Here is a 21,430-nt window from a genome sequence, read left to right as displayed (position 1 = left end):
GGATTACAGGAAGCGGTAGGTCACGGCCAGGCGGCCGTTGATGCCGGGCTCGGACTGCCAGTAGAGGTAGCTGCCGTAGTTGGCGCCGGAGTAGAGGTACTCGTCGAGCAGGTTGTTGACGTTGAACTGGACGCGGAAGCGGTCGTTCTTCCAGAACAGCCCGCCGTCGAGACGGAAGTAATTGGGCAGGTCGGTTTCGTTGTCCGCTCCCCACGTCCAGGTGGAGCGGTCTGCCTGGTATTGGTAGCCCAGCGAGGCGCCGAAGCCCCGGAGCGCGGAGGTAGCCGGGAAGCCGTAGGTGAGCCAGCCGTTGGTGACGTGGCGGGCGTGGCCGGCCACGCGGCTGCCGATGCGGGTCTCATCGGTGTCCTCGGTGACGGTGACGTCGGTGTTCGCGTAGTTCAGGACGAGGTTCAAGCCCGGGTACAGTTCCCCCTGGAGGTCGAATTCAATACCCTGCGATTGGATCTCCCCCAGCTGGATCGAGAACATGGTATTCTCGGGATCCGTCACCAAGACATTATTTTTCGTGATGCGGTAGGCTCCCAGGGCGGCGCGGAACCGCCCGTCAAGGAAGGATTTCTTGATGCCGCCTTCCACGTCGCGTGCCCGGACCGGGTCGAAGGGCTGCCCGTCGGCGCTGGCCCCGTTGTTGGGTAGGAAGGATTCGTCGTAGAGTCCGTAGATGGCCAGGTCGGGCAGGACGTCGTAGCTGATGCCCACCCGCGGCGTGAAGGTGTTGTCCGTTGTTTCCTTGCCTACGGTTTCCAGGTTCGTGTAGCGGCCCGCCAGGGTGACGCGCAGGCGGTCGCGGAAGAAGCCGAGTTCGTCCTGCAGGTAGAGGGCCGTGGAGCGGAAGCCGTTGTAGGGATCTGGGTAGCGATCGCGGAGGTCCTGCGAACGGTCGAAGGTGAGTTCCCCGAAGTTGCCGTATACCGGATCGTAGATATTGAAGGGGGTCGTTTCGGCCTGGCTGCTGTAGAAATCGGCGTAGTATTCCTTGTCGGTGTAGTCGATACCCGCCAGGACGGTGTGGGTCACCTTACCGGTGCGGGCCTTCCCGTTCACGAAGGCCTGTGCGTAGTTTCCCCGGGAGAGGGCGTCCCACAGACTGACCGAGCGGTAGGCATCGCCATTATCCTCCAGGGTGCTGATCCAGGCGGAATAGCCTTCCTGCTCGTAATTCAGGCGGGCGATTTGGACGGTGCCCTGCCAGTCGGCGGAGAAGCGGTGGTTCAGGTTCAGGAGCCCCATCGTTTCGGTGATATCGGTAGCGGGGTAGTCGGGGTCGACGAAGTTGAAGTCGCGGTCCAGGCTCCCGTATCCGTCGGCTACGGGGGCGAAGATGTAGGCGGACCCAAGGAAGCTCTCGGCCTGCTGGTGGGTCAGCTCGGCGGTGAGGATCGTCCGGTCCGAGAAGCGGTACGACAGGGCGGGAGCGATGGCCCAACGCTGGGCGTCCTCGTTACCCCGGTGGCTATCGGAGGTCTGGTACATGCCGTTAAGGCGGTAGAGCAGCTTGTCGTTTTCGCTGATCTTACCGCCGAGGTCCAGCGCGCCCCGGTAAAAGTCAAAACTTCCGGCCATGAGGGTAACTTCACCGACGGATTGCTCGGTCGGCTTTTTGGTGACGACGTTGTACAGTCCCCCGGGCTCCCCGGCCGAAAGCATGAAGCCCGCGGGCCCCTTGACGAATTCGATGCGGTCGACGAGGCTCATGTCCTCCGAAAGCGGCCCCCAGCTATCGCTGACGTTGAAGCCGTTGCGAAAGGCCGGAATGCGGAAGCCGCGCATATTGATGCGGGCGAAGTTGCCCCAGTGCTCAAGCATGGTGACGCCGCTGACGTTACGCGACAGCCCCTGCATGATATTGGTGATCTGCTGGTCCCGCACCAGTTCCTGGCTGATGACCTGGATGTTCTGGGGCAACTTGGCGATGGGCGTCTGGAGGCGTAGCGAAGGGGATGGGCTGGATTGGACGTAGTTATCCCGGCCCCCGCGAACGACGATCTCGGATAGTTGGGCCTCCTGGAAGCGCAGCCGAACGGGGGCCACCTCGGTGGTCTGCCCGTCCGTCACCCTTACCTCCAGCCGGTCGTTCGATAGTCCGATACCGGAAAAGAGGAGGACGTAGTCGCCCACGGGTACCCGTTCGAGGCGATAGGCCCCGGAGGCGTCGGTCTCCGCGCCCCGGGTGGTCCCCTGCAGACTCACGTTGACGAATTGTAGGGGCTCACCCTTCCGGTTTTCCACCGTGCCGGCGATACTTCCCACCTGTGCCGCGAGACCCACAGTGCATAAGAGGGCCAGTAATACTAGTAGCTGTGGTTTCATGGTCTTTTGCTTTTATTTAGACTAAGTCTATTTAAAAACAAAGGTATCGGCCCCGCCAGAAATTTCAAAGCTTGTTGCTATAAAAGTGATTCATGGGGGCGTTCAACCGCGTTCGGCGGGTAGGCGGACCTGGACAAAATGCGAGCGATTGCGGGACATCCAGCCAATTGCCGTACGGCGTAAGCGGGCGGCGGAGCGCAGGGAAAAAAGTTTCACGGTCGTGCGTTCGCGTTATTCTCGTCCGAAAGTGTAGGAGGTGCCGGTCGAACCGTGATGGAGGTCACCCCTGGCGATCGCGGTGATGGAAGCAGTAACTCAGGAGGCCGAAATCACCGGAGCGGCATACCTATTATGGGTCATTCGTACGCCCGAATACCTCACAGCCCGTGGATCAGGTAATACACCGCCACCCCCGAAAAGTAGCCCAGCAAAGCCAGTCCGCTGATCCGCTTCAAATACCACACGAAATCGATCTTCAGGATCCCCATCATGGCCACCCCGGCCGCCGATCCGATAATCAGGGCGCTGCCGCCGGTACCGGCGCAGTACGCCAGGAGCTCCCAAAAGTCACTGTCCGGCGGGAAGGTGTCGAGCGTGTACATCCCCATCGCGCCGGCTACGAGGGGAACGTTATCCACGATGGCGGAGACGAGCCCGATCACGACGTTGATGAGGTAAATGCTCCCGAAGGTTTCGTCGAGAATGGCCGCGAATTGGCTCAGTAATCCCGTGGTCTGCAGGCTGGCCACCGCCAGCAGGATGCCCAGGAAGAAAAGAATACTGGGGGTATCGATGCGCCGGATCACGTGGGCCACCGAGAGCGTATGCCGCTCGTCCTCCGGCTTATGGCGGTGCAGAATTTCCGTGACCACCCACAGCACCCCGAGGCTGAGCAGCATGCCCATAAAGGGGGGCAGGTGGGTGAGGTTCTTGAACACCGGTACGAAGAGCAGCGCCGCGATGCCCAGCCACAGGACCAGCGACGATTCCCGGTGGGGGACTTCCACCGGAGGGTGCTGATCAACCGTATCGGCGGGCGGGCGAATGGTACCCCGCTTGGTGAAGGTTACGATTGCGAGGGGCACCAGCAGACACACCAGGCTGGGCACCAGCAGGGTCAGTACGATATTCATGGCTGTCACCTGCCCGCCGATCCACAGCATGATGGTGGTCACGTCCCCGATGGGCGACCACGCTCCACCGGCATTGGCCGCTACCACGACGATGCCGCCGAAGAACCACAGGTCCTCCTGGTCTCCGATCAATTTCCGCAGCAGGGTAGCCATCACGATGGTGGTCGTGAGGTTATCCAGCACCGAGGAAAGAAAAAAGGTGACAAAAGCCAGGATCCAGAGCAATCTCACCCGATCGGTTGTCCTAATTCGTGAGGTGATGATCTCGAAACCGCCGTGGGTATCAATCAGCTCAACGATCGTCATGGCGGCCAGGAGGAAGAACAGGATCTCGGCGATCTCCCCTACGTGTTCCAGGATGCTCTCCTCAATAAAGCCTTCCTCCGGGCCGCCGGGGAAAAAGCTCTGCTGCCCGATCACGAGTACCGTCCAGCAGACGACCCCGGTCAGGATGGCCGTAGCCGCCTTGTCGATTTTGATGGTGTGCTCCAGGGCAATGCACGCATAGCCGAGGACGAAGAAAAGCAGGAGGAGGGTATACATCGATCGCTTTAGCTTAGGCGCCCCCCTTACCTTTCCGCAACACGGGGCCGGTAAGGGTCGCTTTGCTCTGACCATAACCCGGCCTCCGGGCCACTTTCCTTCACCTCGCCGATAAAAAATTTGCCCTCTCCGGGCGGAGCAGGTGGCCTCCGTGGGGTATTCGTCGACCCGGGGGTAGAGTGGAAGGATCATGGAGCCGATCCTGGACGACCAAAAGAAGTGGGAGCGCCGGCTACCGGTCGTTCAAACCCTTACCATCCAGGATGCGTTGCCGATGCTTAGCTATCCGGGATTTGCGGGTTGCTGCCTGTTTTGCCCCCGAAAAGTGTAGATCGTAGGCCCTCCTTCGCCCCGGGGTAAGCGCCTCGAAGGCCTGCCGTAATGTGGCATCCTTCTCCAATGCCTCCCGCAGCTCCGCTACGTAGTCCGCCGCTGGCCGGGGGGCAGCAGGAACCTCCCGCCCCGATCGCTCCGCGTCGATGGCTTGGCCGATCCAGTCGTGCAGCCGGCCGGACTGCAAAATAACCTGCTCGCTATCCTGGAACCGGATCCGCCGCCCCGCGTGGGAATTCGGTCCGGGGGGCTCGAGTATGTTATCGGGGTCGTCGAGTAAAAGGCCTTTAAAAAACAGCAGGGCTACGCTGTCTTTGAAGGGCTGGATGATGGCCACGTTCTGCTCGCGGTAGGTGTAGCAGGGCTTGCCCCACTTGATGGTTTCGTCGAGCTTGCCGTCCAGTAGGATTTCACGTAGCGCACGGATGACCGCTTGCCAGTCGCCGGCATCCGCCAGAAAGGCATCGACGTCGGGGTATTGTTTCATGCCAGCCGACGATTTAATGCCATCCCGCGCCTGTGGGCCGGACGCAGGTACCAGGAAATTAAGGTCAATAGGAGTAATAGCAGCGCCGGAAGGCCATCCTGCGGTTCGCCCGCCGCCAGATGCGAAACGATCGCGCCCGCCATCAGGAAGAAGTAGCCGGCGTAGGCCCACTCCTTGAGCAGCGGCAGGCCGGGCAGCAGAATGACCGGTACCCCCAGTAGCTTGGCAACGCCTACTATGCTCATTAGATATTCGGGATACCCTAGCGAGAGAAACATCTCCACGCTTTCTGCTTGTCGCAGGACTTGCACGAGACCGGTGGATACCATCCCCAGGGCCAGCCAGGCGGTGGAGATCCAGTATATGATCTTATTCCTTTTGGACATGCGACATCATTTATCCATGATACGTTGCAGCCGGTCGTGGGCCATACCCAATCCCTTCGCGAAGGGAAGCTGAACGAGCTGATTGCGGTCCGCCACCGATTTAAATACGATATGCATCCGCAGGTGACTGGTACGTTCCGATAGGGCCGAGAATTCGAGAAATTCCAGTTGCGGCGGAAACGAGTTGTTGTCCATTTCGAAGGTGCGGGTGATGCGCTGGTTCGGGACGAAATCGTGGATCACGCCGTGCGCCCGGAAGACCACCTGACCGTTTGGGCCGGAGGTTTCGTACTCCCAGCCGCCGTGGCGGCGATTCTCCAGTTTGACGACTTTCGTCCCCATCCACCGGGCTACGATGTCCGGATCTTCGAAGGCCCGAAATAGCCGGTGGAGGGGAAGGTCGAAGTCGCGGGTAATGGTCAGCTCCTGCCGGCCGTCGGCGGCGTGTACCTGGGTTGTCGGTTTCATGGCTTTTCGGTGGGAGGGGGTTCCTTCATGATGGATTCGAGTTTGGCGAAGCGGTCTTCCCAGAGTTGCCGGAAGGGCTCGATGAAGTCGGCGATGACCCGGAATTTCTCCGGATTGAGTTGGTAATAGATCTCCCGACCCGCCTGCCGCTGCTCCAGCAGTTCGCATTCGATGAGGATCTGGATGTGCCGCGATACGGTCTGCCGGGTAGAATCGAAGTTTTCCGCGATCGCGCCGGGCGTCATGGCCTGCAGCGCCACCAGCGTCAGGATCGTTCGCCGGGTGGGGTCGGCAATTGCCTGGAATACGTCTCGCCTTAAGTCCATCGTGCAGCCATTTGACTGCTAATATACGTGCAGCCGAGTAGCTGCGCAATACCGGCCGCAAAATTATCTGTGATCCCCGCCCCGCTTCGTGCAGGCATGGATTGCAGTTACAGCATCGGCAGGTCAGAACGAATTCTCCCCGGGCCGGCGCGCGCCGGAGTAGCAATAGAGCGGCCCCGACCAGTCCGCCCCATACCGACAGCGTCCACCCCACCATCGCCCAAAGCGGCACCGAGGTATAGTATGCCACCTGGAAGTCGTTCATGCCGGATGCCCAGTAGTAGGGTTCCCCGCTGCTCAGACTCATCACGTAGTCGAAGGCAGCGAAGAGCCCGAAAAGGAGAAGCAGGATGCCGGCGATCCAGGCCAGAACGGGAAGCGAGGTCGGCGCCTCGGTCAGGGTTGCGCGATTCATGTTTTTAAGATCGCTTCCTCCTGCGCTCCGCCGCGATAAAATTGACACGTAGCTCGGCACCACGGATCAACGTCACGCGAACGGGAGCTTCGTCCGATTCAGTCCCTCACCAATTTACTCCTTCACCCCTTGAGTTTCACCCCCCGCAACCGCAACGCATTCCCGATCACCGATACCGAGCTGAAGCTCATGGCCAGCGCCGCGATCATGGGAGAGAGCAGCAGCCCGAAGACCGGATACAGCACCCCCGCCGCCACCGGCACGCCCAGCGTGTTGTAGATCAGCGCGAAGAAGAGGTTCTGCTTGATGTTCCGCATGACGGCGTTGCTCAGGTGGCGGGCCTTCACTATGCCCTGCAGGTCGCCCTTCACCAGGGTGATCATGGCGCTTTCGATGGCCACGTCCGTGCCCGTACCCATGGCGATGCCGACGTCGCTTTTGGCCAGGGCGGGGGCGTCGTTGATGCCGTCGCCGGCCATGGCGACCAGCTGACCCGCCTGCTGCCGACGCTCGACCTCCTTCATTTTATCCTCGGGCAGCATGCTCGCGCGGAAGTCCGCCAAATGCAGCTCCTCGGCCACGGCGCGGGCGGTGTCTTCGTTGTCGCCGGTCAGCATGACCACGTCGATGCCGCTTTCCTGCAGCTCGCGGATAGCGCGGGCGCTGGAGTCCTTGATCCGGTCACCGATGGCTACGTAGCCGACCACCCGGCCGTCGACCGAGAGGTAAGAGACGGTCTTGCCCCGCCGCTGCTGCTCGCGGGCCGCGCCGCGGACGGTCTCGGTCACCTCGGCCCCGGCCTGCTCCATCATTTTGCCATTGCCCAGTGCGATGGCCTTACCCTTGACGCTGCCCTGAACGCCCTTGCCGGTCACGGCGCTGAAGTCGGAGGAGTCGAGGGCAGCAATGCCCTGCTCCCTGCCGTAGCGTACGGTCGACTCCGCGAGGGGGTGCTCGCTGTGGCGGTTGAGGGCGACGATGTAGGACAGCACGTCCGCTTCGGAATAGTCCTCGGCGGTGGCCCCGAGGTGCTCGACGGTCGGCTTACCCTCGGTGAGGGTGCCGGTCTTGTCGACGATCAGCGTATCGATCTTATCCATTTTCTCCAGCGCCTCGGCGTTCTTGACCAGTACGCCGTTCTGGGCGCCCTTGCCCACGCCGACCATCACCGACATCGGCGTGGCCAGGCCGAGGGCGCATGGACAGGCGATGATCAGCACCGCGATGGCGTTCACCAGGGCGTAGGCGAGCGCCGGATCGGGGCCCCACACCGCCCACACGATGAAGGTGAGCACGGAAATGGCCACCACCGCCGGCACGAAATAGGCCGATACCCGATCCGCCAGTTTCTGAATCGGGGCGCGACTCCGGCTGGCGTCGTTGACCATACCGATGATCTGGGCCAGCAGGGTATCGCTGCCGACCTTCTCGGCCCGCATCCGGAAGGACCTGTTGCCGTTGATGGTGCCGCTGCTCACCCGATCGTCGGTCGTTTTTTCGACCGGGACGGGCTCACCGGTGATCATGGACTCGTCGATGTTCGTATCGCCCTCGGTAATCACGCCGTCCACCGGGATCTTCTCGCCGGGCTTCACCTTCAGGATGTCGCCGGGCCGAATCGCGTCAATACGCACCTCGATCTCCTCCCCGTCGACCACCTTCGTGGCGCGGTTGGGAGCGAGTTTGAGCAGTTCCTTGACGGCGGAGTTGGTCTTGCTGTGCGCGCGGGCCTCCAGGAGCTGGCCCAGCAGCACCAGGGTCAGGATCACCGTGGCCGCCTCGAAGTAGACGTGCACCGTGCCCGCCTCCGTTTTGAACTGGGCGGGAAAGATGCCGGGAAACAAGAGCCCGACCAGGCTGAAGGTCCACGCTACACCCGCGCCGATCCCGATGAGGGTGAACATATTGAAGTTGCCCGTCCGGATACTGTTCCACGCCCGCTCGAAGAACATCCAGGTGGCGTAGAAGACCACCGGCAACGACAGCGCGAACTGCACCCAGTTCCAGTACTTCAGGTCCATCATTCGGTACAGCGGATTGTCGGGCACCATCTCGCTCATGGCGATGAGGAAGATGGGCAGCGTGAAGCCGGCCGCGATCCAGAACTTGCGCAGCAGCCGGCGGTAGGACTTTTCCTCCGCCGAGAGGTCCGGCTCCTTGGGCACCAGGTCCATCCCGCAGATCGGGCAGGATCCGGGGCCGTCCTTCACCACTTCGGGGTGCATGGGGCAGGTCCACTCCTCGGCGGTCGTAGCCGACGCGAGGGATTGCTCCTCTACCAGGTCCATCCCGCAGACGGGGCAGTCCCCGGGCTCGTCGTAGGTCTTGTCGCCCTCGCAGTGCATGGGGCAGTAGAAGACGCCGGTGCCCTTGCCACGGGGCGATTCCGGGGCCGGGTGTTCGTGGTGTTGGGGTGCGTGACCGGGTTCGTGGATGGCGTATTGCCCCCCGCCGGCCGCGAGGGCTTCCCGGAGGCGCGCAAGGGGAACGTGGTCGTCCATTTCAACCGTGGCTTCCTGGCGGTCGAGGTCGACGGCGACGCCGGTGACGCCGTCCACCCTTTCCAGGCTTTCGCGCACGTGGTTGCGGCAGCCGTTGCAGCTCATTCCGGTGACGGGGTAGGTGTGGGTCATGATCTTCCTGCTTTGCGGTACGCTAATCCAACCGGTTCGGGGCGCGGCAAGTCTTACACTTTTACGGAAGCGATTTATACAATTCAGAGTTCGTCCAGCGGGCGCCGGGTGGGGCGGAGGCGCTTGAAGGCGGTAGGCGTCATACCGGTGACCTGCTTGAATTGCTTGCTGAGGTAGCCGACGGAGGAATAGTGTAGCCGGAAGGCGATCTCGGAGAGCGTCAGCTCGTCGTACGTCAACAGCTCCTTGACCATCTCGATGCGCTGGCGGATGTAGTACTGTTCCACCGTAGTACCTTCCACTTCGGAGAAGAGGTGGCTCAGGGCGCCGTAGTCCTGCCGCAATTCGCGCTGCAGGTAATCGGAGAGGTTACCGCTGAGGCGATTGTCCCGCTCGCGGACCAATCGAGTGATGGCCGCCTTGATCCCCGCGACGGTCCGGCTGCGCTTATCGTCCAGCAGCTCGAAGCCAACGGCCTGCAGTTCTTCCCGTAGGCGGGCCTTGACCGCGGGTTCCAGCGCCGGCTCCGCGATCTCCACCGCTCCGAGTTCCGCCCGTACCGGGTGCAGCCCTACGCGTTCCAGCGTGGCGACGGTGACCAGCTTGCAGCGGTCGCAGACCATGTTCTTGAGGTAGAGGATCATTCGCGGAAAGTTAACCGGCGAGGGGCAGGGAAAGATGGCGACGGGGCGCAGGTGCCAAAGCTTTCTTAACCCTGAGTTAAATCGATTTTATCCACGGTTTGCATTGGCTCGGTTCCTTTGCCCACAGATACAACTATTAAAATCGACGGTATAAGACCCTGATCGCCAAACTGATGGCGACTTAGGAATCCTTTGCGTCCACCCCAAGCAATATCGCGTATGGAACATTTCTACCGAGTCCCGCTTTCGCTTTTTCTGTGTTTACTTCTCGGGTGTTGCGCGTCGATCCTTCGGGCGCAGGACGCGCCGGTCATGGAAGCTCCAACCCGTTCCGTGCAGGGTTCCGTGCACGATGCGGATGGCCTGCCGTTGCCGGGGGCTACGGTCATGGAAAACGGTACGACGAACGGCACCACCACCGACTTCGACGGCAATTTCACCCTGACCGTAAGCGGCGAAGCACCCGCGCTCCGCGTCTCCTACCTCGGCTACGCTACGCAGACTATTCCTGCGGTTACGAACCGTCCGGTCGACATCGTGCTGGCCGACAACACCAACGAACTCGACGCCGTGGTCGTGACCGCTCTCGGCATTAAGCGGGAGGAGAAGAAGCTGGGGTTTTCGCAGTCCACCGTTGAAGCCGACAACCTGGCCCAGACGGTGCCGAGCAACTGGTCGTCGGGACTTAAGGGCAAAGTAGCCGGCCTCAATATCACCTCCGCCGGCTCTGGACCGATGAACTCCCAGCAAATCACCCTGCGGGGTAACAACTCCCTGGACCCGAACGGCAACTACGCCCTGATCGTGGTGGACGGGGTACCCGTGAACCAGGAACTGACGACCTCGGGCTCGTCCTCGGCCTACACCGGTGACGATTCCCCGATCGACTACGGCAACGCGATCAACGACCTCAATCTGGACGACATCGAAAGCGTAACCGTACTGAAGGGGCCCGGCGCCACCGCCCTCTACGGTAGTCGGGCCGCCAACGGGGCGCTGATCATCACCACCAAATCCGGGAAGCAGCAACGCGGCCTCGGCATCGTATACAATTCCAGCGTAAGCCTGGACAACATCCAGCGGTGGCCCGACTGGCAGTACGCGTACGGACAGGGTACGGGCAAAAGCTTCGACGACGAGGGGAACCCCTACTATTCTTACGGAGGCTCCGAGGACGGGGGCAACACCGGCAGCACCAGCAGTGCCTGGGGGCCGGCCTTCGCCGGACAGGAGTATTACCAGTACGACCCCCTCGTCGAAGGACAGTCCTTGGAACGGCAACCCTGGCGCGCCTACCCCGACAACCGGAAGGATTTCTGGCGCACCGGCATCACCTACGACAACAACCTGAGCCTCCAGGGCGGCAACGACAAGGGCTCCATGCGCCTCTCCGCCGGCCACATGAAGAACGAATGGATTATGCCGAATACCGGCTACGAGCGGCTTACGGCTTCCATCAACGCCAATTACCAGGTCTCGGACCGCATCCAGGTCGGGTCGACCATCAACTACAACAACCGCAGCAGCGACAACCTGCCCAGCACCGGCTACAACAACGGCTCGATCGCCTACTTCATGATCTTCCAGAACCCGAACGTCGATCTGGACTGGCTGCGGCCCATCTGGCGGAACGTGCAGCGGCAGATCGAGCAGATCCAACCTTACAGTTCCTACATCGATAACCCCTTCCTGATCGCGTACGAAGCGACCAATGCCCTGGCCAGCGACCAGATCGTAGGCAACATCTTCACCAAACTCGAACTCGCCCCGCGGCTGCAACTCATGCTGCGCACCTCGCTGAATACCTACCACCAGGACCGGGAGCAGAAGCGACCCTACAGCATCAACCGCTACGCCCGGGGCTACTACGAGAAGCAGAACATCTTCAAGCAGGAAGTGAACGCGGATTTCCTGTTGAGCTACGAGGACGCATTCTCGGACCGGTTCGCCTATTCTTTCTCGCTGGGCGGCAACGCGCTGGACTACCGCTACCGCCGTACGGACGCCTCCGTGGACGCCCTGGTCGTTCCGGGAGTGTATAAACTCGCGAACGGCGTGAATAATCCGATCGTACAGACGTACGACAGCAATCGGAAGGTAAACAGCCTGTACGGCCTCCTCTCGCTGTCCTACGACGATAAGATCTTCCTGGACCTTACGGGGCGCAACGACTGGTCCAGCACCCTGCCCGTGCAGAACAACTCCTTCTTTTACCCCTCGGCGAACGTCAGTTTTATCCTTTCCGAGCTCCTGGACTTCGCCGATCTGAACTACCTGAAGTACCGCTTCTCCTTCGCGCAGGTGGGCAACGATACGGACCCGTACCGCACGACCAAGTACTACAACCAGAGCGCCTTCCCGAGTTCCGCCGCGCTTTCCACCGAGTTGTACAACCCCGACTTCAAACCGGAGATCACCACCAGCTTCGAGACCGGTTTCGAGGCCCGGTTCCTGCGCAGCCGCCTGACCCTGGACGCAACGGTGTATGAGACGACCACGCGCAACCAGATCATCTCCATCCCGCTCGACATTACCACCGGCTACAGCTCCGCCGTCCTCAATAGCGGCGAGGTGCGCAACCGCGGCGTGGAACTCACCCTGACCGGCAAGCCGCTGAAGGGAAAAAACCTGAACTGGACCAGTACCCTGACCTTCTCCCGCAACTGGAATAAGGTGCTTTCGCTGGCCGACGGCATCCAGGGGCAGCAGGAGATCGGCTCGGCCGGGCAGGCGACGATAATCGCGAAGGAAGGGGGCACCACCACGGCGATCTACGGCGCCGCCTTCGTCCGCTCGCCCGACGGGCAGATCGTCTACGACAATGCCGGCCTGCCCGCCTACCCCGACGACATCTCCTACATCGGCGATGCCAGCCCCGACTGGCGCGCCGGCCTGGTGAACAGCGTCCGTTTGGGTAAGGCCGCCCTCAACGTCACCCTGGACGGGCAGTACGGGGGCATCATCTATTCGCAGACCCACCACAAAGCCATGGAGCAGGGCAAACTGCGGGCCACCTTCCCGGGGCGGGAAGAAGGCTACATCATCGGCGACGGCGTGGTGCTGAACGAGGATGGCACCTATTCCCCCAATACGACCAAGGCCGTGACGCCGGACTGGTACGTCCGCTACTATCGCCGCGCCAACGTGGAGTCCAATTCGTTCGACGCCTCCTACCTGAAGTTACGGGAGGTGAGCCTCCAGTACGATTTCGCCGGGGGCTGGCTCGAACGGATCCACGTGCAGGGGCTGCAGGCCTCCCTGTTCGGCCGCAACCTCGCCACCCTTTCCGACTTTCCGATCTACGACCCGGAAACCGCTTCCCTGAACGGCGACACCTTTATACCCGGGGCGGAGATCGGCCAGATGCCGTCTCCGGCCACTTACGGCTTCCAGTTGAAACTGACGCTGTAGACATTCCCCCCCAAGCAATCCGCGCCATGAAATATACCCTCCTTTCCCTGCTCCTGCTTTTCCTCACGGCCTGTACCTACGACTTCGCCGAGGTGAACGAGGACCCGAACCGGATCACGGAGATCAGTCCGGGAACCCTCATTAACCCGATCCTCTACGAACTGGCGACGCATAACGCGGGCCGCAGCCACGCCATCACCTTCGACCTCATGCAGGTGACCGTTCCGTTCCCCAGCGTATCGGGCGGACTGCACCGCTACGACGTCAGTCAGAATATTGGGAACTCCTCCTGGTACTGGTATTACCGGCTGGCCAACAACGTGAAGGAGATGCGCGCCGCCGCCGTGGAGGCCGAGGACCCCAACTACGAGGCGATCGCCCTGACGCTGAACGCCTACCTCTACGCCAACCTCACCGACCTGTTCGGACCGGTGCCGATGACGGAAGCTTCCGCCGCCGAGGAAGGGAACCTTTACCCCCGCTTCGACGCGCAAGCCGACGTATACGCCACCATCCTGGCGGACCTGGAGCGGGCGAACACCCTTTACGATACCCAGCGGGCTATGCCCTACGCCCCGGACATCCTCTTCGACAACGAAGTGGCCGGCTGGCGGCGGTTCACCAACTCGCTGCTGATGCGCCTCCTGTTGCGGGTTTCCAACCGGGACGATTTTGACTCCTTCGATCGGCTGGCCACCATGGTGGAGAACCCGGAACAGTACCCGGTCTTCACCGCTACTGAAGAATCGGCCATTCTGGAAGTTACCGGCGTGAGCCCTAACGTGTCCCCCTGGGGGCGTCCGCAGGACTTCCGCCTGGGCACCAAGATGACCACCTTTTTTATCGATAACCTAAATGGCTGGGAAGATCCGCGCCGCCCGGTCATCGCCACCATGGCCCAGGATTCCGCCCTGAACAACATCGGCTATAAGGGAATACCGAGCGCCTACGACGGTCCGGAATCGCAGTTCACCTACAACGCTTCCACGCTCGAGATCGAGCAGGTGGAAAACCCCATGCGCATCTACCTGATGACGTACGCGGAAGTAGCCTTTATTCAGGCCGAGCTCGCCCAGCGCGGGTACCTGGAAGACGGGCAGGCCTATTACGAGGCCGGCGTCGCCGCGGCCATGGAGCAACTGGGCACCTCGCTGCCCGCCGGCTACTTCGACCAACCCACCGCGGCCTACGACGGCAGCCTGGAGCGGATCATGCTGCAAAAGTATTATGCGCTCTACTTCGTAGATTACCAACAGTGGTTCGAATACCGCCGCACGGGTCTGCCGGAGCTGCCCACTACCCCCGCCATGCTCAACGACGGTCGCATGCCCGCCCGGTTCTACTACCCCCAGGACGTGCGCATCGGTAACAACGCAAACTACCAGGACGCCCTGCCCCTGCTGGGAGGTCCCGACGACATCAACACCCGGGTGTGGTGGGATACCGTCGACTAAACGCTTTAGCCAAACCTTACATGAAAAATCTACATTTCGCTTTCTTCGGTATCCTGCTCGCCGGCAGCCTGCACGCTCAGCAACAGGCCTCCGGTGTCGTATACGCTGACGCCAACGGGAACGGCCGCCGCGACGGCGGAGAAACCGTTATCCCGGACGTAAGCGTTACCAACGGCGTGGAAGTGGTCCGTACGCAGGCCGACGGCAGCTACCAGATCCCAGTCGGGGACGATGATATCATCGCCGTTATCAAGCCGGCCGGTTACGCGGTGCCCGTCGACGAGTACAAATTGCCCCGCTTCTACCGCATCCACAAGCCCGCCGGCTCCCCGGAGCTGAAATACGCGGGGGTGGCCCCTACGGGAGAACTGCCGGAAGCCATCGATTTCGGCCTCCTGCCCGCCGAAGAGCACGACGAGTTCACCGCCCTCATCTTCGGCGACCCCCAGCCGTACACCCTGGAGGATATGGACTGGTTCGCCCGTGGCGTGGTCGCCGAAGTCGAGGGCATCGAGAACGTCCCTTTCGGCCTCAGTCTGGGCGACCTGGTCGGCGACAACCTGGATCTGTTCAACCCCTACATCGAAGTCGTCCGGCGCGTCGGCATCCCCTGGTACAACCTGATGGGCAACCACGATATGAACTACGACGCCACCCGCGACGAGCTCAGCGATGAAACCTACGAGGCCCGCTTCGGCCCCGCCAACTACGCTTTCAATTACGGCCGGGTCCACTTCATCGTCCTGGACGATATTCTCTACCCCGACCCGCGTGATTCCAGCGGCTACTGGGGCGGCTTCCGCGCGGATCAGCTGGACTTCGTGGAAAACGACCTGCAATTCGTACCCGAAGACCATTTGGTCGTGCTGGCTTTCCACATTCCCCTGGAGGAAGAGGGCGACAGCTACCGCGACGAAGACCGCCAGCGGCTCTTCGACCTGCTGGCGCGCTTTCCGCATACCCTATCGCTTTCCGCCCACACCCACATCCAGCGGCAGAACTACTTCGGCCGGGAAGAGGGCATGGACCGCGACACGCCCCACCACGAGTATAACGTCGGTACCACCTCGGGCGACTGGTACTCCGGCAAGCTCAACGAATCCGGCGTGCCCTACTCCACCATGCGTGACGGTACGCCGAAGGGCTACGCCTTCCTCCACTTCGACGGTAACGAATACCGCACCGAGTACCGGGTGGCCGGCATGCCGGAGACGTACCAGATGGAGATCTACAACCCCCGCGTGACCATCCACGAGCGCGGCACCAGCGCGGGCATCTACGTCAACTTCTTCATGGGCCGGGAGGGCGATACGGTCGAGTACCGCGTCGACGACGGCAAATGGACTCCGATGACCTACTCGGTGGAGCAGGACCCCGCCTACGAAGCCTCCCTCTACCAATGGGATACCAACGAGCAATTGGTGCCTGGCCGCCGTGGTTCCAACGCCATTCCGAGCACCCACCTGTGGCGCGGCCGCGTGCCCGTAGGCCTCGCACCCGGCGAGCATACCATCGAGGTACGCGCCACGGATCAGTTCGGCAAGACGCATATGGGCACCAGTACCTACCGGCTGGAGCCTAGAGCCGAGCAGGGACGGTAGACTAATTTCAGTAGCGCCACTTCGCCCCCCGCTCCGTCACCTCCTCCAGCCGGTAGGCGGCGATGCGGCGGATCAAATCCGTCGGCAGTGGGCGGTCGTAGGGGATCTGGAAGGAGTCCTTGGCCCGTTTGAAGCCCCGGAGTTCTTCCGCGAAGGGCGCCAGGGCAGGACCGGTCGGCACGAAGTTCAGGTGGGCCTTATGCGCCGCGTAGGCGAAAAGAATGGTGCCCTGCTCGAAGACGGGCTGTCCCCACTTGATATTTTCGTCCGCTTTTGGGGCGACGGAGCGCAGCAGAAGACGCAATTCGTTCAGGTGGGCGCGACCGGCTTCCGGGGCGGCGTCCAGGTACTCGTCTACGGTGGTCGGCTTCGGGACGGACATGGGCAAGCATTATTCTCGTAAGATATGCCCCGTCGGGATGGGATTTACGGCCGAAGCAGAGTGGGCATTCGCTCTTCGCGGGCTAGTCTGGATTTACGATCTGATCCGGGGGAAGCGAATCGATCGTTCCGGCCGATTCGACCGGTCCAGCCGCCTCGGTTGGCGATCCGGGGTAGGGGACGGTGCTTCCGGACGCGGCGGGACTACCAAGCCGAGCACGGGGGGAAAGCTGACGATGACCAACCAGATCATCGTGATGCGAGGCAGGACGGCGAAGTAAAAGTTGAGGCCGAAAAGAATACCCGCATAAGCCAAACAGAGGGCGGACTGCCAGGCCGGTATCTGACGGACGGAAAAGTTGAGGATATGGCGTCGCCGAATTTGTCGCTTTTCTTTCCGCGTTCCCAGCTTGTCCAGCGATAACATTTCCATGATCTGCATCAGGTTGTGCGCTACGTAAATAGCCGACATACCCAGCAGAAAGAAAGCAAGCATCCGGGTGGTGAAATCCAGGGGGTGGGGAGTGGTCCAGTCCCACAGGGAAGACAGTACGTACGTACCGTTGTCAATACCTAAGGCGAGAATAACGAACACGCACCATATGCTCAACCACGTCCTCACCCATTGAGTGAGGGGCAGCGGAAGGAAGGCATGGAAGCCGGAGATTGTCAGCGGGATAATTCCCGTCCCGGCCAGCGCTAACCATACCGGGAACGAAATACCGGATTGCCAGAGTTCCAGTAACCAGTACAGATAGCACAAAGAGAGTAACCAGGCCTGCCCCTCGGATCGCTTCGGGAGAATCCGCTTGTAGTTGATGACCGCAAAAACCACGCAGTAGAAGCCGAATAATAGCGAAGCGAAAACCACCAGGGAGGGTGGGGCTTCAAAGTCGCCTCGGTCGTGCGGTACGGAGAACGGTAAGCTCAGATAGGTCGCTGCCAGCAACGTCCACGCGACGTGACGCCGGTTGCGCGTGATTCGCCAGCTTTCGTAGAGCAGACCAGCGCAAGCGGCCAGGATGGGGAACAGCAGGTTGGTGTCTCCCGTCCCTTCAATCTCCCAGTACAGGATCGCCAGCGCCACCAGCGCACCCACCAACAGGAATCCCGTGGAGACGGTTAGGCGCGGCCGGTTGAACGTAAAGGGCAAGGAATGAGAGGCAGTAGGATGTGCCTAAGATAACGATGGGGTATCTACCGATCATATACCGCAGCTGACCTTAAAGCTGGCATTTGCCTAACGGGGAGGGAGGAAGTCATCTTAAAGATGGCAATATTCGGGGTTCAAAATGGTCGAATGTAGAACGCTTCTGATATCGCCAAAAAGCTTTCTACCTGCGCTCCGCCGCAAATAAATGACGGTTGTAAAGACTGGCCTATCTTGTTCGTAACGAGTAAACCGACGCTTCCGGCCATGAACAGAATATTTGCCCTTCTAGTCCTGCTGTGTTTCGCTATCACGCTTTCCGCGCAGACGAATCGCGTATACGCCTACTTCCCGGAGGGAACGGTACTACACCCCGATCTCAACTACGCCGGCGATACGCTCAGCAAGCACCTGCTCGATCTTTACCTGCCGCCGGATACGGACGGTCCCCTGCCGCTGGTCGTGTGGATCCACGGCGGCGCGTGGATGGTGAACGATAAGTACGCCGACATGAGCTATATGCAGCAGACGGTGCACGACATCGTCGGCGGTGGCTACGCGCTGGCCTCCATCGATTACCGCCACAGCACCCAGGCGGTCTTCCCCGCCCAGCTGCAGGATTGTAATCAGGCGATCGAATTTCTCAACTACCACGCGGCGGACTACGGGTTGGATACCTCCCGCATCGCGGTGATGGGCTTCTCCGCCGGCGGCCACCTCGCGTCCCTGGTTGGGCTGGCGCATAACAAGGCCGGGGAGGAATTCTACGCGCCCGGTACGGACCACGGCTTCCGCATCCGCGGCGTGGTCGACTTTTACGGGCCGGCCAACCTCGTCATGTTTCCCGGAGCGGGTGACCCGGAATCACCCGAAAGCAAGCTGCTTGGCGCCCCAGCCCTCGACCGTCCCGACCTGGCCGCCGCCGCCAGTCCGGTCACCTACGTGGACGCCGCTGACCCGCCCTTCCTGATCGTACAGGGAGAATTGGACGAGTCGGTGAATCCCGCCCAGTCCAGGCTCCTCAGCTCCTGGCTTAGCCTTGGCGGGGTGGAAAACGAACTGATCATCGTGCCCGGCGCGCCGCACTACGGGCCCGAGTTCGACGTCCCGGAGGTGCGGGAGCGGGTGCTGTCGTTTCTGAACCGGGTGTTGGAGTAAGGCGGTACCCGCCCCCTCGGACCGTGGAATGGCAAATTCAGATACAGCCGATCGAATTAGCAGTCTGGCGCAGAGAATTTTCAAACCCCGATACCAAGTACCGGTTACGCTAGGTACTTAAATACCGCACATGCTGAAGTACGCTGCTCTCTATACCCCGTTGATTGTCCTTCTGCTCGCCGCCTGCGGGTCGGAAGAAACCGGTCAGGCCACCCCCATCGACGGGGAGCAAACGGTGGAAGTGGACGCGGCGGAAGCGGGCTACGCCGAGCGCCCCGGCACCGATAGCCTCGACGCCCAAAACAGCCTCGCGCTGGAACCGGGACTTTATGTCATCGAAGGCTCGGACTGTCAGGACCCCACCAATACCGGCTGGCGGGTATGGACGGGAACGGGCCTGCAGGGCGAGGGTACCACAGACTGTCGCTTTGAGATGACCGGCCTCGAAGGTGACGTTTATACCGGCACCCAATCTTGTGCCAACGGCAGCGGCGCGGAAATCTCCATCGAGATCCTCGAGCCGGGCTCGCTCGTCCTGACCGAAGCCGGTGAAACCGTGCACCTCACGCTCTGCCCGGAAGGCAGCATTCCGGAGTGGGTGGAAGAAAAGCTGTCCGCGAGATCCGAGTAAGCGGATTTATGCTTTCGTGCAGCTGAAATAATGGTTCTCTTCCCGGTCTTCGTATTCCTCGCTTAGGGACAAACCGGCGGCGGTGAGCAGGGCCCGGTAGCCTTCGGACCCGAGGGAAACCGACGGCCGTCCCGTCATGGCGTCTTCCCACTGCACTTCCTGGTAGGGCGCGGTAAAGAGTAAACGGCCTCCGGGGCGTAGGGCTTCCGCTACGCCGCGGATGACCGTAGCCTGGGCCCGCGGGGAAAGCAGAAACAGCAAGCCCCAGGCCAGGACGGCATCGAAGGAACGCCCGAAAAAATCACTTGCCTCGGCGGCCTCGCAGGCAACCGGTAGGCGCGGAAAATTTTCGGTGAATTCCGCCACCAGCGTCGGCGAGGCGTCGATGCCGTAGACGTCGAGCCCCGCCTCCACCAGTACTCCGGTCAACGGAATACCGGGTCCGCAACCGAGGTCGAGCACGGATGCCCCGTCGGGCAGGCTACGGGCCCAGGCGTGTACGGCGGCGACACCGACGGCGTTCGCGCCCGTACCGCGGTAGGCGATGAAGTCGGCCGCGATGCGCTCGTAGCCGTTGGATGAGTCCATGGATTGGGGGGTATTATTCCGGCAAATTACGGTGGGTCTTCCCCGATCACCGCTTATCCGTCGTTTCGCTTCGCGTAGCCCCAGCAGATGGTGTAGCCGTGCCCGGCCGACGGCTTACCTTCAACCGGATCACCCGCCTTGCTCTATGAACGATTCATCGCTACAACTCCGCCGAGAACTTCACCGCTTCCCCGAACCGTCGGGAAAAGAGGGCGCTACGGCGGAGCGGATACGCCGCTTCCTGCGGGACCGGGGTAAAGTGACCTTCCTTGATCATCTGGGAGGGGAAAGCTTCGCGGCGGTGTACGACTTCTCCGGACCCGGACCGACGGTCATGATCCGCTGTGAACTGGATGCCCTGCCGATCGTGGAGGCCAACGACTTTGCCTACCGCTCGACGGTGGCGGATGTATCCCATAAATGCGGCCACGACGGACATATGGCCATCGTATGCGGACTGGCGGACTCGCTCGGAGCCGGGTCCTTCGCCAGGGGGCGGGTCGTGCTGCTCTTCCAGGCGGCGGAGGAGACCGGACGGGGAGCCCGGCAGGTGGTGGAAAGCCCGGCTTTCCGGCAGCTTGCTCCCGACTACGTTTTTGCCCTCCACAATATTCCCGGCGCCCCACTGCACCAGATCATTACGGTAGCGGGTAGCTTCTCCGCCGAAGTACGGAGCTTCGCGCTGACGCTCACCGGCGTCGAGTCGCACGCGGCCGAGCCGGAGAACGGCCGCAATCCTACGACCGCGGTAGCCGAACTGATTCCGGCGCTGGCGGCCCTGCAACGGGCCGATCCCCACGATCCCGGTTACGCCCTGCTGACCCCCGTGCACCTGACGGTGGGGCAGCGATCCTACGGCATCGCTCCGGGCCACGGCGAGGTGCACTATACCGTCCGCACCTGGACGGGGGAAACAATGGATAGCCTGATGGCATCCGTTACGGAGATCGTCCGGCGTACCGCTGCCGTACACGGGCTCGAGCATCGCCTTACCTGGCTGGAGCATTTTCCGGGTACCCGAAACGACCGGGCGGCGAACCTTCTCGTAACCGAAGCGGCCGAAGCACGGGGGCTGGAGCTACGGCAGCGGCCTTATCCCTTTGCCTTCGGGGAAGATTTTGGCTGGTTGGCGGGGCGGGCTCGCTCCGCGATGTTCGGGCTCGGGGCGGGGGAACATTGCCCGGCCCTGCACTACCCGACGTACGACTTTCCCGATGAGCTGATCGCCACCGGCGTAAGCGTATTTTCCGAAATTATCCGCCGCCTACTTGGGTAAGGGGATGTCGAATGAATATCCGGACCGCACCCCATACCCGCACAGGTGGCGCAACTTCCCGTCTGTTAATCGGTTGTA

At 61.6% G+C, this 21,430-nt stretch carries 17 protein-coding genes; 6 read left to right on the top strand and 11 right to left on the bottom strand.

The annotated features are described in order from the left end of the window. Nucleotides 1-3 precede the first annotated feature (3 nt). From DRW39_RS12390 to DRW39_RS12355, 8 genes are all read right to left on the bottom strand, one after another. Nucleotides 4-2,334, bottom strand: a complete 2,331-nt coding sequence (locus DRW39_RS12390) for a TonB-dependent receptor (protein ID WP_116107353.1) — start codon at nt 2,332-2,334, stop codon at nt 4-6. Between the two features lie 377 nt (nt 2,335-2,711). Further along, nucleotides 2,712-4,010: a sodium:proton antiporter NhaD gene (gene nhaD, locus DRW39_RS12385; RefSeq protein ID WP_116107352.1), complete on the bottom strand. Its 1,299-nt coding sequence runs from the start codon at nt 4,008-4,010 to the stop codon at nt 2,712-2,714. Between the two features lie 232 nt (nt 4,011-4,242). After that, a complete protein-coding gene (locus DRW39_RS12380; protein ID WP_116107351.1) occupies nt 4,243-4,830 on the bottom strand; it encodes a YdeI/OmpD-associated family protein in 588 nt (195 codons plus the stop codon). Next, on the bottom strand, nt 4,827-5,216 hold the full coding sequence (locus DRW39_RS12375) for a DoxX family protein (RefSeq protein ID WP_116107350.1): 390 nt from the start codon (nt 5,214-5,216) through the stop codon (nt 4,827-4,829). The genes DRW39_RS12380 and DRW39_RS12375 overlap by 4 nt, the downstream gene beginning before the upstream one ends. 6 nt (nt 5,217-5,222) lie before the next feature. After that, nucleotides 5,223-5,684 (bottom strand): SRPBCC domain-containing protein, encoded by a 462-nt coding sequence (locus DRW39_RS12370; protein ID WP_116107349.1) that lies wholly within the window; start codon nt 5,682-5,684, stop codon nt 5,223-5,225. Beyond that, complete coding sequence (locus DRW39_RS12365; protein WP_116107348.1) at nt 5,681-6,010, bottom strand: ArsR/SmtB family transcription factor; 330 nt, start codon at nt 6,008-6,010, stop codon at nt 5,681-5,683. Before DRW39_RS12365 ends, DRW39_RS12370 begins: the two co-directional genes overlap by 4 nt. A 537-nt stretch (nt 6,011-6,547) precedes the next feature. Next, nucleotides 6,548-9,058, bottom strand: coding sequence for a heavy metal translocating P-type ATPase (locus DRW39_RS12360; protein WP_116107347.1), 2,511 nt, complete (start codon nt 9,056-9,058; stop codon nt 6,548-6,550). 83 nt (nt 9,059-9,141) lie between these two features. Beyond that, nucleotides 9,142-9,702, bottom strand: a complete 561-nt coding sequence (locus DRW39_RS12355) for a helix-turn-helix domain-containing protein (protein ID WP_116107346.1) — start codon at nt 9,700-9,702, stop codon at nt 9,142-9,144. A 312-nt stretch (nt 9,703-10,014) separates the two neighbouring features. Between DRW39_RS12355 and DRW39_RS12350 the strand changes: the two genes are divergently transcribed. From DRW39_RS12350 to DRW39_RS12340, 3 genes are read left to right on the top strand one after another with little or no spacing between them, the layout of a single operon-like run. After that, nucleotides 10,015-13,113 carry a SusC/RagA family TonB-linked outer membrane protein gene (locus DRW39_RS12350; protein WP_198664866.1) on the top strand — a complete coding sequence of 1,033 codons (3,099 nt, stop codon included), beginning with the start codon at nt 10,015-10,017 and terminating at the stop codon, nt 13,111-13,113. Nucleotides 13,114-13,139: 26 nt separating this feature from the next. Continuing rightward, nucleotides 13,140-14,567: a SusD/RagB family nutrient-binding outer membrane lipoprotein gene (locus tag DRW39_RS12345; RefSeq protein WP_116107344.1), complete on the top strand. Its 1,428-nt coding sequence runs from the start codon at nt 13,140-13,142 to the stop codon at nt 14,565-14,567. 20 nt (nt 14,568-14,587) lie between these two features. After that, nucleotides 14,588-16,168: a calcineurin-like phosphoesterase C-terminal domain-containing protein gene (locus DRW39_RS12340; RefSeq protein WP_116107343.1), complete on the top strand. Its 1,581-nt coding sequence runs from the start codon at nt 14,588-14,590 to the stop codon at nt 16,166-16,168. Nucleotides 16,169-16,175: 7 nt separating this feature from the next. Here the strand turns inward: DRW39_RS12340 and DRW39_RS12335 are convergent, their stop codons facing one another. Then, nucleotides 16,176-16,550, bottom strand: a complete 375-nt coding sequence (locus tag DRW39_RS12335) for an iron chaperone (protein ID WP_116107342.1) — start codon at nt 16,548-16,550, stop codon at nt 16,176-16,178. A gap of 93 nt (nt 16,551-16,643) precedes the next feature. After that, nucleotides 16,644-17,702, bottom strand: coding sequence for a hypothetical protein (locus tag DRW39_RS12330; RefSeq protein WP_116107341.1), 1,059 nt, complete (start codon nt 17,700-17,702; stop codon nt 16,644-16,646). Between the two features lie 264 nt (nt 17,703-17,966). Between DRW39_RS12330 and DRW39_RS12325 the strand changes: the two genes are divergently transcribed. Further along, nucleotides 17,967-18,857: an alpha/beta hydrolase gene (locus DRW39_RS12325; RefSeq protein WP_116107340.1), complete on the top strand. Its 891-nt coding sequence runs from the start codon at nt 17,967-17,969 to the stop codon at nt 18,855-18,857. A gap of 130 nt (nt 18,858-18,987) precedes the next feature. After that, on the top strand, nt 18,988-19,488 hold the full coding sequence (locus DRW39_RS12320) for a hypothetical protein (RefSeq protein ID WP_116107339.1): 501 nt from the start codon (nt 18,988-18,990) through the stop codon (nt 19,486-19,488). A 6-nt stretch (nt 19,489-19,494) separates the two neighbouring features. Here the strand turns inward: DRW39_RS12320 and DRW39_RS12315 are convergent, their stop codons facing one another. Next, nucleotides 19,495-20,076, bottom strand: coding sequence for a class I SAM-dependent methyltransferase (locus DRW39_RS12315; RefSeq protein WP_116107338.1), 582 nt, complete (start codon nt 20,074-20,076; stop codon nt 19,495-19,497). Between the two features lie 145 nt (nt 20,077-20,221). Here DRW39_RS12315 and DRW39_RS12310 point away from each other — a divergent pair, with 145 nt between their 5' ends. Then, on the top strand, nt 20,222-21,352 hold the full coding sequence (locus DRW39_RS12310; protein ID WP_116107337.1) for an amidohydrolase: 1,131 nt from the start codon (nt 20,222-20,224) through the stop codon (nt 21,350-21,352). The last annotated feature ends 78 nt before the right edge of the window (nt 21,353-21,430 follow it).

It is taken from the genome of Lewinella sp. IMCC34191, from assembly GCF_003390935.1.
In the GTDB taxonomy this organism is placed as follows: Bacteria; Bacteroidota; Bacteroidia; order Chitinophagales; family Saprospiraceae; genus Neolewinella.
The sequence above is the reverse complement of the archived record's forward strand: the minus strand, read 5'-3'. Positions and strand labels throughout refer to the sequence as shown.